The organism is Bradyrhizobium sp. LTSPM299 (assembly GCF_000938235.1).
Classification (GTDB): Bacteria; Pseudomonadota; Alphaproteobacteria; order Rhizobiales; family Xanthobacteraceae; genus Bradyrhizobium.
Genome location: NZ_JYMU01000043.1, coordinates 126626 through 139725, shown reverse-complemented (window position 1 = coordinate 139725; position 13100 = coordinate 126626). Strand labels below are relative to the sequence as shown.

Below are 13100 nucleotides of genomic sequence, written 5' to 3'. Positions count from 1 at the left end.
CAACGGGATCCTACTGGTAAATCGGGAAGCGATCGGTCAGCGCCTTGACGCGTTCCTTGATCGCGGCCTCGACCAGCGGAGCCTTGCCGTCCGGCGACTGCGCCAGCGCGTTCAGCACCTCGGCGATCATGCCGCCGACCTGCTTGAATTCGGCCACGCCGAAACCGCGCGTGGTCGCCGCCGGCGTGCCCAGACGAAGGCCCGAGGTGACGAACGGCTTTTCGGGGTCAAACGGGATGCCGTTCTTGTTGCAGGTGATGGCGGCGCGCACCAGCGCCTTCTCGGAGACATTACCCTTCAGCCCCTTCGGGCGCAGGTCGACCAGCATCAGATGGTTGTCGGTGCCGCCGGAGACGATGTCGAAGCCGTGGCTGCGCAGCGTCTCGGCCAGCGCCTTGGCATTCTCGACGACGTTTTTGGCGTAGATCTTGAAGTCCGGGCGCAGCGCCTCGGCGAAGGCCACCGCCTTGGCGGCGATCACGTGCATCAACGGGCCGCCCTGCAGACCGGGGAAGATCGCCGAGTTCAGCTTCTTGGCCAGCACTTCGTCATTGGTGAGGATCAGGCCACCGCGCGGGCCGCGCAGCGATTTGTGCGTCGTTGTCGTGGTGACGTGGGCATGCGGCACCGGCGAGGCATGCACGCCGCCGGCAACGAGGCCGGCGAAATGCGCCATGTCGACCAGCAGGTAAGCCCCGACGCTATCGGCGATCTCGCGGAAGCGCTTGAAGTCCCAGGCGCGCGAATAGGCCGAGCCGCCGGCAACGATCAGCTTCGGCTTGACCTGCTCGGCTTGCTTCTGGACCTCGTCCATATCGATCAGATGGTCGTCGCGGCGCACGGTGTAATGCACGGCCTTGAACCACTTGCCCGACATGTTGACCGGCGAGCCGTGGGTGAGATGGCCACCGGCCGCGAGATCGAGGCCCATGAAGGTGTCGCCGGGCTGCAGCAGCGCCAGGAACACCGCCTGGTTCATCTGGCTGCCGGAATTGGGTTGCACGTTGGCAAAGCCGGCGCCGAACAGCCTCTTGGCGCGGTCGATCGCCAGGTTCTCGGCGACGTCGACCCACTCGCAACCGCCATAGTAGCGCGCGCCCGGATAGCCCTCGGCGTATTTGTTGGTCATCACCGAGCCCTGCGCTTCCAGCACCGCACGGCTGACGATGTTCTCGGAGGCGATCAACTCGACCTCATGGCGCTGCCGGCCGAGCTCACCCTTGATCGCGGCGGCAATCTCGGGATCGGCCTCGGCAAGGGTCGCCGTGAAGAAGGAATCGGGCGCGGAAGCGGTCGTCGAAGCGTTTTGGGGCGAAGAGGTCATCGGCGAAATATCTCCACCGCCGCAAGCCCTTAACGCGGGGTGCGGACGGTCACGAGTGGCGGTCGAAGCGGTCCCCGACGGTTACCACATCGCCCCAAAATGGCCAAGCGGTTGCGGTCCGCAAACGGCGATTATGCCAGATATGGTGGGGATGGCGGGTTTGCCAGCCGAGCCGCGCCCGCCGGGCAGGACAGGCCGACTACATCCGCAGCCCCGTCAGGGTGACGTCAGCCGAAGGAGCTAAGATAACGGCAGCGGCTGTACCAGGCAGCGCCCCAGACTGGCCCGCTCCGAATATGCCACCCACGGAGCGGGCTTTTCGCCCTGGTTGACGACGCTCTGCGGACGGCGCCGCACGATCTAACGCCAGCTAACTCACGAACGGTGATGCAGAAAGTCGATGACAAGTTTTGTCGTCGCGGCCGGCTGTTCTTCCGTGATCCAGTGCCCACAATCCGGGATGATCACATCTTCGACGTCATCGGCGACACACCGTATCACCGCGCCGATCATGGGGCCGAATGTGGCTTCGCCACCCAAGGCCAGAACCGGCATCTTGAGCTTGCCCTTCGCGAGGAACGCCGTGTTGTCGATCGCATCCTGGCCGAACGCCAGGAACTGGGCGAAGCCCGCTCGCATTTCGCCAGGTTGCGCATAGAGCGCCGCGTAATGCTCGCGTTTCGCTTCGTCAAACCGCTTTGGGTCCCGGGAAAGATCGTTCCAGAAGCGGTCGAGATAGATGCGCTCGCGGCCGGCGACCAGGCGCTCCATGTCCCGACCTCCGAAGCCAAAGTGCCACATCGCCGGATCCATTACGATCTGCTCCCAGGGTCCGATGCCGGGCAGCGGCGCATCGATCGCCACCCATCGGCTCACGCGCTCGGGGTGGTTGGCGGCGACTGCGTAGCCGACCATGATGCCGATGTCGTGCGTCACCAATTCGAACTTGCCCACACCCAGGGCGTCTAGGACGCCCATCACATCCGCCGCTTGATTCTTCTTGTCGTAGCCGCTCTCAGGCCTCGACGAGAGGCCCAGCCCACGGAGGTCGGGCACGATGATCGTGTGGTCTTCGATGAGTGCGCTCGCCAGATGACCCCACATATCGCCCGTTGTGCCGAAGCCGTGCAGCATGACCACTGCCGGGCCATGACCGCCGACCCGCAGATGGATGGTTGTGCCGTTGGTTTCGATCGTCCGCGTCTGCATCACAGTCGGGAAGGGATAAATCCCGTCTACGTGGGGCTCGCTCATCTCTGTACTCCAGGTTTGCTTCCAGTTGCGGTCGAGGCCGGGCGCGGCATCGGCTCTGCGCGTTTTATAACGATCGTCAGAAAATGAGCAATAGATTTTTTTGACGATCGTGATAAAACACGACCGTGAGTTATTCGCGCTCATCATTGCCCGACGGATCAAGATGGCCAGGCCCAGGGAATTCGACGAAGACACGGTGCTCGAAGCCGCGATGCAACGTTTCTGGAATAACGGCTATGAGGCGACATCGATGCGCGACCTCGCCGACCGCACCGGAATGACGACGCCAAGCCTCTACAATGCGTTCGGTGACAAGAGAGCCATCTACCGTCTCGTGCTCGATCGGTATGTCGGTCTGGCGCTCGAAACCTGCTCGGCGATCTTCGGAGGCGATGACCCGCCCTTACGCGCATTGGAGCGGTACTTCGATGCAAACGTTGAAGAAGTGCTCGCCGACAGGTTTCACAAAGGGTGTTTTGTCGTGAACACGGCGTTGGAGGTGGCGCCGCACGACCAGGACTTCCGAGATGTTGTAACCAAGGTCTTCGATGGAATTGAAAAATGTGTCCGCGACTGCGTCGCGGCCGGGCAGCGCGACGGATCAATCCTTACCTCGCAACCTGCAGCGGACATCGCGCGGCTCGCTCTGAGCACGATCCTGGGCCTCCGGGTTCTGGCCCGCACCAATCCCGACCGTGAATTGCTGACCGGGGTCGTTCGGCCGTTTTTCGCACTGCTGAGGACACAGTGAAAAAGGTTGAACGACGCGCGCCGCAGCGCTGGGCGATTGGTTATCTGGTGCTGTAACTCTGGCGGTCGTTTCGCGCGAGCGACCTTATCCGGTCGCGATCCGCCGCCGCCATCCTGCTCATCGCCGCAGACTCGCATGCCCCTAGCTTCCTGGGAATCAATCGTCAGAGACGGAGCACTAGTTCTTCTTTTCACCGCACGACGCCTGACAGCTCTCCAGCCGATCGAAACACGCGTCGACTCCCTTTTTGTCCGGTGCCGCCGGGAAGCACGTCCCCAGGCGATCGCTGCAACTGGCGCGGCAGGCATCGGTCTTCTGGCCGGGCTCGCCTGCGACGGGCTCGTTTGAGCAAGTGCTGGCAAATGGCACGTTGCTCCAGCCCCAGTAGAATTCGCGGCCATCCATATCGACGCATTTTCTGATGGCGCCCGGCGATGGCGTGGCAGGCGGCGCATCGTCGGCACGCGCCGTGCCGCCTCCCGCGACGATGCCGAAGACAACCAGGACGACTGAAAGGCTGCGGGCCCGGATCATGGATCAATCCCGACATCGGAGAATGGGCGACATGTTACACCCACTTCATGGGTCGCCCCTACCTCTGAGTTGCCCGACGTGGCAAACCCTCCGCGCAAAAATATTTCGCTTTATCCGAAGAGCAGCTCAACGTATAGATATGCCCGTCCCACCCGATTGAGGGGCGAGCGCACGTCACGAACGCGCGGTGGGATGCGGTGGACGCGGATTGCGCAACTGACGAGAGCGCATGAAGCGGACGGCGAAGTCGTGTGGTCCTGACGCTGCAATGCAGGCGGAAAGTTTCTTGAGAAGCTGACGCTTCCCAGAGACAACGGTGGCAACCAAGCGCTCACCGGGGAGCACGAAGGAAACCCTAAAACCATCGCGCAGGGAAAGCCGCAGTTCCCGGTTACACCTGTGGTCCTACCCCGGTGCTTTTTGTTGCACCGGGCCCATGGGTGCGATCGGCACCCGGCTTTCCCTGCGCCCTTGTGCAAATGAGAGGGCAAACGAAATGCAAAGCTCGGACAAATCATGTTGCGAGAATGCGAAGCTGCGTCCCCGTTCACAGAAGCTGCGTCCCCGTTCACACCTGTCATCGCCCAACCTGTGCGCAATTGCGCACACGGACCGGGCGACCCAGTACGCCGCGGCCTATCGGTTCAATAATGACTGTCTCTGGAATACTGGATCGCCCGGACAAGCCGGGCGACGACACCGAGGGTTAGCTATTTCATCACCGAAGGGGAATCTGATCTCGTCATTGCAAGGACGCGGAGAGAGCGCGGAAATTGCCCGCCGCCCTACAGCCCGGTATACCCGGCCTTCACATGATCGGTGCTGCCGTCGAGCTGGCGCAGATAGGTCAGGCCGCACACGGTGAGCCGGTGGGTATCCTTCTCGCCGGCCTCGAACAGCATCCGCACATAATCGGTCACCTTCCCCCTCGCCTCCTCGCTTGCGGCGGTCGTGCGATTGAGCAGCAGATCGTAGGTCTGCATGATGCGGTCGATGGCGGCGTCCATTGATGTCTCCGGGGTGTCAGTCAAGCGAGGACCAGCGTCTCGGCTTCGAATCTGGCGATCGCCTTGTTGGCAAGGCGGATACGGTTCGTCGCGCCGTTATGAAACAGCTTAACGATGATCCCGAGCAGGCGCTCGTTGGTGGAGAAAGTGTCGGGGATAGTGCCGGACTTGCGCAGGTAATTGGACGCGATGGCGTAGGCGTCGCCCACCACCTCGACATTCAGCACCTGCAATCCACGCTCGATCATCACGATCACGGTTCTCCGCAACCGATAAGACTGGAGACGGCGCTTGGTTCCCGCAGCCTGGGCCTTTTTTTCGCAGGTGCACAAACAGCAAAAACGCACCGGCCGGGCACAGCCGATGCGCTTGTCTGGAGGTCGGTGGCTGCCGGTCTTTTTGAACTGCCGGCTTGGCCAGAAGGCGAAGAAGCGAAGGAGTGGCGACGAAGATGCGAAGAAGGCAGAAAGGCTCAGAGCCGATACAGGATCTGGTCGGTCCAGAACCGCTCGAGGCGGTGCAGCGACTTGTTGAGGCTGGCGAACTCCTCGTTCGAGATGCCGCCGACCTGCTCGACCGTCTTGACGTGCTTCTGATAAAGCGCGTCGACGATCTTGCGGACTTCCTGGCCTTGCGAGGTCAGACGAATGCGAACCGAACGGCGATCGACGCGCGAGCGCTGATGATCGAGGAAGCCGAGCTCGACGAGCTTCTTCAGATTGTAGGAGACGTTGGAGCCGAGATAGTAGCCGCGGGTGCGCAGCTCGCCGGCGGTCAGTTCCTTGTCGCCGATGTTGTAGAGGAGCAGCGCCTGCACCGAGTTGATGTCGGCGCGGCCGCGACGATCGAACTCGTCCTTGATGACGTCGAGCAGCCGGCGATGCAGCCGCTCCACCAAAGTCAGTGCTTCGAGATAGAGCGGCTGCACCGGAGCTTGACCGGCAGCGCGATCGGCGGCTTCCACCGCCGTTGTCGCAACGGCTTTCATCATGACACTTCCCCTGTTGTCGTTTTTATCGACTTATTCGACGAAACTTGTGTCCCGCCCGATAGCTGCAACTTAAGGGGGCCGTTTGAAGATCAGCTTAAATAAGACAATAAAGAGATCATGAATTTAAGAGAGTGAATCGTGGATTAAGCCTGTAGATCAAGGACTTTTCGCAACTTTTCATTGACGGTGTGGAGGCGTTGTTCACGCTTCGTCTGCCTGCCCTGTCGCATTCGGAAACAGCTTCGTTTGAATTCGAAACGGTGAGGTAACGGGTATGAGGGAACCCTTACCAGTGACCGAACGGTTACCGGAACAATCTTGGAAAATCTTACGGGATCGCGTCGCGGATTCTGCACGCCTCGCGCGTAACGGTGCGTTGCGCGGCAGCTCCCTGAACAAACGGTCCCGCCGCCGGCCGGCACAATGCCGGCTGACAAATCTGCCGAGAACCGGAAAACGGTCCCGGCGGCGGTCCCACAGATACGCGCTTCAAGATGGGATGTCTCGGTGCAGCGCGCGGTCTGTGACACAGACCTAGCAGAGCGAGCGATGCTGTCTTCTCAGTGCGCGCACCCACGACATGATTTTGACGATCGCGAGCCGGATTCCGCCGCTCTGTCGCAACGCGGCCACACTGAATCGGATCAGCGACGCACAGCCCTATGGCGGCCGTTCACGCGCCGCCATCCATGCGAGCGCGAGATAGGCCGCAAGCATCACGGCCTCGAACGCAACCACCGTGAGGCTGCCGCCATAGATACCGGGAAACATCAGCTCGATGACCGCCATCGAGACCACTGTGGTCAACCACACCACAGCGCCCCAGGGGGTCGCGAGCCACAGCCCGACGGCGGCGACGAGCTCGATCACCGCGAAATAGATCGTGGCGGTTTGCCAGGCCATCGACTGGTTCTCGAAGGCCTCCTCCTCGCCGCCGACGAAGCCGGTCACCTGGGCCCAGTGATAGAGGCCCTTGGCGATCGACACGACCGCCATGATGCGCAGGAAGATGACGAGCCGCCGCGTCCACGCATTCTCGTCCGGCTCGATACGATCCGACGAGATGCTGCCAGCCGGGATGGCATTGTCCCGTGCCTGATCCCGCGCCTGTTCGCGCGCAGAGGTGTCAGACATGCGAATCGCCGCCGAGAGGCTGCAAAGAGGGGTCCATGGCCGCAGTCTTGGCCCGCCGGGGGGCCAAAATCAATTGCCGTTGCGTCAAATCAGGGGCGCCAAGGGGCGCAATAAGGGGCGCAATGACGGCGCGCCCTTAAAGGTGCTAGATTGGAATTATATCAGGTCCAATCGGCCTGCCGCCAAGGGGAGAGACAAATGGCGATCAAATTTGGGCGTCCGATCGAGATGCGCGACGCGCCGCGACGCCAGACCGAGCGAGAGGCCCCCCTCGCCGCGCCGGCGCTCGACCTTGCAGTCCGCCCACGCCGCAACCGCAAGTCGGAATGGGCGCGCCGGCTGGTTCGCGAGAACGTGCTGACGACCGACGATTTGATCTGGCCGATGTTCGTGGTCGACGGCCGCAACACCCGCACCCCGGTGGCCTCGATGCCCGGCGTCGAGCGGCTCACCGTCGACCAGATCGTCCGCGACGCCGAGCGCGCGGCAAAACTCAATATCCCCTGCATCGCGCTGTTCCCCTTCACCGAGCCGTCGCTGCGCGACGAGCACGGATCGGAGGCGCTCAATCCCGACAATCTGGTCTGCCAGGCGGTGCGTGCGATCAAGAAGGAGTTTCCCGAGATCGGCGTGCTCTGCGACGTCGCCCTCGACCCCTTCACCAACCATGGCCATGACGGGCTGATCGAAGGCGGCAAGATCCTCAACGATGAGACCGTCGCGGTGCTGGTCAAGCAGGCGCTGACACAGGCCGCAGCCGGCTGCGACGTGATCGCGCCGTCGGACATGATGGACGGCCGGGTTGGCGCGATCCGCCAGGCGCTCGACGACAACGGCTTCGTCGACGTGCAGATCATGTCCTATGCGGCGAAATACGCCTCTGCCTTCTACGGCCCGTTCCGTGACGCGATCGGCTCGGCCAAGACGCTGACCGGCGACAAGCGCACCTATCAGATGGACAGCGCCAATTCCGACGAGGCGTTGCGCGAGGTCGAGCTCGACATCGCCGAGGGCGCCGACATGGTGATGGTGAAGCCGGGCATGCCCTATCTCGACATCCTCAGACGCGTAAAGGACACGTTTGCGATGCCGACCTTCGTCTACCAGGTGTCGGGCGAATACGCGATGATCGCCGGCGCCGCCGCCAATGGCTGGATCGACGGCGAACGCGCGATGATGGAAAGCCTGGTCGGCTTCAAGCGCGCCGGTGCCGACGGCATTTTGACCTATTTCGCACCGAAGGCCGCGGAGAGGATCAAGGCGGAGCGCTGACGTCGCCCGGTATTCGCGCCCGACCAGCCGCGGAATCGCCGGAATATGTCGGCTTGTTAATGTCCGCGCGGGCTTGCGGCCGCAAAGCTGGCTCCCATGTCCTGCGCGGGACGTTCATCGGAGGTTGGTCATGTCATACAGCGGTTCGGGCAATGGCGGCGGCACCTGGCGCAGCGGCGGCGGCGTTCCTCCGCATGCGTTCGATCCCTGGGAACAGCCGGACCTGTTCCGCGGCGTGCTGACGCGGCGGGTGTTTGCGTTCCTGATCGACCTCGTGGTGCTGGTGGTCCCGGTGATCCTCGCAAAGGTCTTCATCGCCCTGTTCGGCGTGGTCACGCTCGGCCTCGGCTGGGCGCTGTTCTGGCTGGTCTGGCCCGCCTCCGTCGTCTGGGCGATCGTCTATTACGGTTCCTCGATCGGCGGGCCACACTCCGCCACGATCGGCATGCGGATGATGGATCTGGAACTGCGCACCTGGTACGGCTCGTCGGGCTATTTCGTGCTCGGCGCCACCCATGCGGTGCTGTTCTGGGCGTCGGTCTCGTTCCTGTCGCCCCTGGTGCTGCTGATCGGCCTGTTCAACGGCCGCCGAAGGCTGCTGCACGACATCATCCTGGGAACTGTCATTATCAACAGCTCGGTCCGGACCCAGGTGACGCCGGCGGCGCGGGCCTATTAGGCCCGCCTAAACCAATTGACCGTTAGCCTCCGGGGGGCGATGCTGACTTGGCTGCCTGTATTGTTGTGGAGCCTGACGATCTGACGTGACCCAGCACTCGCGTGACACCCCGCAGTTTTACCTGACGGCGCCCTCGCCCTGCCCCTATCTGCCGGGCCGGCATGAGCGCAAGGTGTTTACGCATCTGGTCGGCGACAAGGCCGGCGATCTCAACGACTTGCTGACCCATGGCGGCTTCCGCCGCAGCCAGTCGATCGCCTACCGCCCGGCCTGCGACCAGTGCCGGGCCTGCGTCTCGGTCCGGGTGGTCGCCAACGAATTCCGCCCCTCCCGCAACTTCCGCAAGGTCATGGCCCGCAACGCCGACATCATCGGCGAGCAGCGCAACGCGGTGCCGACCTCGGAGCAATATTCGGTCTTCCGCGCCTATCTCGACCGGCGCCACCGCAATGGCGGCATGGCCGACATGACGGTGCTCGACTACGCCATGATGGTCGAGGACAGCCATGTCGAGACCCGCATTATCGAATACCGCAAGCGCAACATCGACAGCGGCATCACCGGTCGCGGCGACGAGCTGATCGCCGTGGCGCTGACGGACGTGCTTAGCGACGGGCTCTCGATGGTCTACTCGTTCTTCGAGCCGTCGCAGGATGCCCGCTCCCTCGGCACCTTCATGATCCTCGACCACATCGCCCGCGCCCGCCGGCAGGGCCTTCCGTACGTCTATCTCGGCTACTGGATCGAGGGGTCCAAGAAGATGGACTACAAGGGCCGCTTCCTGCCGCAGCAGCGCCTCGCGCCCAGCGGCTGGCTGCGCGTCGAAGCCTCAGGCGAAGTGCTGTCCGAGCCGCAGGATTGAAAGTCCGGCCTCAGCCGGAGAAGGTATCGAACAGCAGCTTCACATTGAGGATCACGATCAGGCCGGCGACGATCCACGCCACTGCCGCAACCGGCACCGAAATCGCGAACGCGCCCATCTTGCGCTTGTCGGACACGAAGCGCACCAGCGGGATCACCGCGAACGGCAACTGCATCGACAGCACGACCTGGCTGAATACCAACAGCCGTGCGGTGCCGCTCTCGCCGTAGAGCGCGGCGACGACGACGACCGGGACGATCGCGATGCCCCGCGTCACCAGCCGCTGCGCCCAGTCCGGCAGCCGCAGATCGAGAAAGCCCTGCATCACGATCTGGCCGGCCAGCGTCGCGGTCACCGTCGAGTTGAGGCCGGACGCCAGCAGCGCAACAGCAAACAGCGTCGAGGCGATGCCGAGGCCGAGCAGCGGCGATAGCAGCTCGAAGGCCTGATCGATCTCGGCGACGTCGGAATGCCCGCTCTTGTGGAAGGTCGCCGCCGCCAGAACCAGGATCGCGGCATTGACGAACAGCGCCAACATCAACGCGATGGTGGAGTCGGTCGTCGCCCATTTGATCGCGTCACGGCGCCCCTCCTCGGTGCGCGGATAGGCGCGGGTCTGCACGATCGAGGAGTGCAGATAGAGGTTATGCGGCATCACCGTGGCGCCGATGATGCCGATCGCGATGTAGAGCATCTCCGGATTGGTGACGATCTCGCGCGTCGGCATGAACCCGCCGAGCACTCCGGCGATCGGCGGCGCGGCGGCGGCAATCTGGACGGCAAAGCAGACCGCGATCACGATCAACAGCGCGATCACGAAGGCTTCCAGGAATCGGAACCCGCGGTTCATCAGAAGCAGCAGCAGGAACGCGTCGAGGGCAGCCAACAGCGCGCCGCCGATCAGCGGGATACCGAACAACAGTTTCAGCGCAATTGCCGTGCCGATCACCTCGGCGAGGTCGCAGGCGATGATCGCGATCTCGCAGCCGAGCCACAGCAGGAAGTTCACCGGCCGCGAATAGGTCGCGCGGCAGGCCTGAGCCAGGTCGCGGTCGGTGGCGATGCCGAGCCTTGCCGCAAGCGCCTGCAGCAGGATCGCCATCAGGTTCGACAGCAGGATGACCGACAGCAGCGTGTAGCCGAACTTGGAGCCGCCTGCGATGTCGGTGGCCCAGTTGCCGGGGTCCATATAGCCGACCGACACCAGATAGCCCGGACCGGCAAACGCCAGCAGCCGTCGCCACCACAACCCGCCGCTGGGCACCGCGACCGTCGAGTTCACCTCGGGCAGGCTGCGCGCGTGGCCGGCGTCACCGCGCCAGCCCCCGGCGACAGCATCGGGAAGAGAAGCGGAGGATATTTGAGGCGTTCGGGCATCCATACTCCCACGATGGCCGACCCAGTCACTTAATGCAACTCATTTGCAACTGCATCTAGGCTCACGAAAATGATACCAGCTATGCGCCTTGTAAAGCACTGAGGAAGTACTTTACGTTAGATGCATGATCAAGCTGCCCGTCGAGACGCCGACCGCAACGCTGCGCTACGCCCTCGCACCCGACCCATCGGGCACCGAGGCGATCGAAGCGACGCTGGCCGCCTATGACCGGATGATGGCGATCCTGGCCGAGGTCGCCCCTGTCGGCGCCAATCTCGTCTCGCTGCACGCGCAGGCTTACGAGAGGATCCGCCGGGATACCGGCCTACCCGCGCGGCTGGTCACGCTCGGCCTGCGTGACCGCGCCGGCTACGTCCCAGGCGCTGCCGTCCGCCGGATACCGCTCGACGACAAGTTGTTCGCGATCAAGGGTCCAACTTCACTGACCATTAGCACTGTCAGCGGACGCGTCTTGGTGCCGTTCGACGTGCCGGGATATGTCTCGGGCTGGGAAAGCCCCTTCCCGGCGCATCTGATCTCGGATGGACGCGGCTACGAAATCCACATCGCCGTCAAATCCAAATCTGCACAACCGGAGGAGAAGACCATGCTTCACGAAGGCATCCTTGCGCGCATGGGCCGGCTTCTTGCCGCCATCGCAAGCCAGACCATCGACAACGCCGAGGCCAACAACAAGGTCGCGCTGGTCAAACAGGCGATCCGCGAGATCGACGCCGGCGCCGATGAGGCACGCTACGCGCTTGGCAAATCGCGCGCCGAAGAATTCCGCCTCAGGAAGCGGCGCGAAGAACTGGATACCGAAACTACGGGTCTTAACGAGAAAATTCGTCTCGCAATCGCGGAAAATCGCGAGGACCTCGCGCGCGCCGGCGTCGCACGGCAAATTGATCTGGAATCCCAGGTGATCGCGCTCGAGCGCGCGACAGATTTCATCGAGCTCGAAATCGACGAGCAGACCAAGGCCTTGCAGGCCATGCTTGGCGCACGACGTGAGGCGGAGGCGCGATTAACCGATCTCGAACAAAGTCTGATTCGAGAGGCCCAGCACGAAACCAGTCGGGGTCCAGCAGCGACCAATACACTAAGTACTGAGCGTGCCATGGCGGCGATCGCACGGGTGACCGGCGTTCCCGCTTCCAGCGTGCTCGGTGACAAGGAGCTCGACGAACTCGATCGCCTGCACCGCGAAAAGGAAATCGCGGCGCGGCTTGAAAGGATCAAGTCACAACAATGAGTGCAGTTGGCGACATTCTGCTCGCCTCCGACGTGCGGCCCTTCGCGGTCGCGGCTGCGATCATGGTGGCGCTTGGCGGTATCGAACTGCTGACCACCATGATCGGACTTTCGATCAGCGAATTCATCGGCAAGGATTTCGCGGTCGAAGCTGAGAACCACAATGCTCTCAGTGGCCTGTTTCTCTGGATCAACGCCGGACGGCTTCCCCTCCTGATCCTGATCATCCTGATACTTGGTGTGTTCTCGATCGGAGGCTTTCTGCTCCAGGGCCTGGCGCATGCCGTCGGCACCGCCATCCCCGTTTCGATTGCTGCGTTGGCCGCCGCTGCCGGCAGCATTCCCGTGATCAGGAACGCAAGCCGCGGCCTCGCCCGCATCATCCCGCGCGACGAAAGCTATGCGGTCAGCGAAAGCGACTTCGTAGGCCAAGTCGCGACCGTCTCGGTCGGCCCGCTCGATCAGGGCCTGCCCGGCCGCGTCCGTCTCAAGGATGTCTTCGGCAATTGGCACACTGTGTCGGCGCGTGCCAGCCACGATTCCCAGGCGTTGCCGGTCGGCGCCAGCGTGCTGCTGGTCGATCGCGACGCCAAAAGTTTCATTGCGATTGCCGCTCCTGCCGACCTCATTGAACAACAACAATCTTCCATCAGGGCATAA

General features: G+C 63.0%; 14 protein-coding genes. 6 read left to right on the top strand and 8 right to left on the bottom strand.

The window, feature by feature from the left end:
* Nucleotides 1–10 precede the first annotated feature (10 nt).
* Both glyA and UP10_RS21575 read right to left on the bottom strand, forming a co-directional pair.
* The gene (gene glyA / locus UP10_RS21580; protein WP_044589284.1) at nt 11–1324 is read right to left on the bottom strand and encodes a serine hydroxymethyltransferase; all 1314 of its coding nucleotides are present in this window, start codon (nt 1322–1324) and stop codon (nt 11–13) included.
* Between the two features lie 375 nt (nt 1325–1699).
* Nucleotides 1700–2578: an alpha/beta fold hydrolase gene (locus UP10_RS21575; RefSeq protein WP_044589319.1), complete on the bottom strand. Its 879-nt coding sequence runs from the start codon at nt 2576–2578 to the stop codon at nt 1700–1702.
* A 109-nt stretch (nt 2579–2687) separates the two neighbouring features.
* On the opposite strand from UP10_RS21575, the gene UP10_RS21570 reads away from it, so the two are divergent.
* Complete coding sequence (locus UP10_RS21570; RefSeq protein ID WP_349643972.1) at nt 2688–3329, top strand: TetR/AcrR family transcriptional regulator; 642 nt, start codon at nt 2688–2690, stop codon at nt 3327–3329.
* A 177-nt stretch (nt 3330–3506) separates the two neighbouring features.
* Here UP10_RS21570 and UP10_RS21565 read toward each other — a convergent pair whose 3' ends face one another.
* The 5 genes from UP10_RS21565 to UP10_RS21545 form a co-directional block, all read right to left on the bottom strand.
* On the bottom strand, nt 3507–3863 hold the full coding sequence (locus UP10_RS21565; protein ID WP_044589282.1) for a hypothetical protein: 357 nt from the start codon (nt 3861–3863) through the stop codon (nt 3507–3509).
* Nucleotides 3864–4648: 785 nt separating this feature from the next.
* Complete coding sequence (locus UP10_RS21560; RefSeq protein ID WP_044542514.1) at nt 4649–4870, bottom strand: hypothetical protein; 222 nt, start codon at nt 4868–4870, stop codon at nt 4649–4651.
* A gap of 20 nt (nt 4871–4890) precedes the next feature.
* Entirely contained in the window at nt 4891–5121 is a 231-nt protein-coding gene (locus tag UP10_RS21555) for a hypothetical protein (RefSeq protein ID WP_044542749.1), read from the bottom strand.
* Between the two features lie 221 nt (nt 5122–5342).
* Nucleotides 5343–5861, bottom strand: coding sequence for a transcriptional regulator LdtR (ldtR, locus tag UP10_RS21550; RefSeq protein WP_044542515.1), 519 nt, complete (start codon nt 5859–5861; stop codon nt 5343–5345).
* A 660-nt stretch (nt 5862–6521) separates the two neighbouring features.
* Complete coding sequence (locus UP10_RS21545) at nt 6522–6995, bottom strand: DUF6163 family protein (RefSeq protein WP_044589281.1); 474 nt, start codon at nt 6993–6995, stop codon at nt 6522–6524.
* A 198-nt stretch (nt 6996–7193) separates the two neighbouring features.
* Between UP10_RS21545 and hemB the strand changes: the two genes are divergently transcribed.
* From hemB to UP10_RS21530, 3 genes are all read left to right on the top strand, one after another.
* Nucleotides 7194–8267, top strand: a complete 1074-nt coding sequence (gene hemB, locus UP10_RS21540) for a porphobilinogen synthase (RefSeq protein ID WP_044589280.1) — start codon at nt 7194–7196, stop codon at nt 8265–8267.
* Between the two features lie 130 nt (nt 8268–8397).
* Nucleotides 8398–8946, top strand: coding sequence for an RDD family protein (locus UP10_RS21535; protein ID WP_044589279.1), 549 nt, complete (start codon nt 8398–8400; stop codon nt 8944–8946).
* A gap of 85 nt (nt 8947–9031) precedes the next feature.
* Nucleotides 9032–9808, top strand: a complete 777-nt coding sequence (locus UP10_RS21530) for an arginyltransferase (RefSeq protein WP_044542519.1) — start codon at nt 9032–9034, stop codon at nt 9806–9808.
* 10 nt (nt 9809–9818) lie between these two features.
* Here UP10_RS21530 and UP10_RS21525 read toward each other — a convergent pair whose 3' ends face one another.
* Complete coding sequence (locus tag UP10_RS21525) at nt 9819–11189, bottom strand: Nramp family divalent metal transporter (RefSeq protein WP_044589278.1); 1371 nt, start codon at nt 11187–11189, stop codon at nt 9819–9821.
* Nucleotides 11190–11310: 121 nt separating this feature from the next.
* Here UP10_RS21525 and UP10_RS21520 point away from each other — a divergent pair, with 121 nt between their 5' ends.
* Complete coding sequence (locus tag UP10_RS21520) at nt 11311–12441, top strand: PspA/IM30 family protein (protein ID WP_044589277.1); 1131 nt, start codon at nt 11311–11313, stop codon at nt 12439–12441.
* The gene (locus UP10_RS21515) at nt 12438–13100 is read left to right on the top strand and encodes an OB-fold-containig protein (RefSeq protein WP_044589276.1); all 663 of its coding nucleotides are present in this window, start codon (nt 12438–12440) and stop codon (nt 13098–13100) included. Before UP10_RS21520 ends, UP10_RS21515 begins: the two co-directional genes overlap by 4 nt.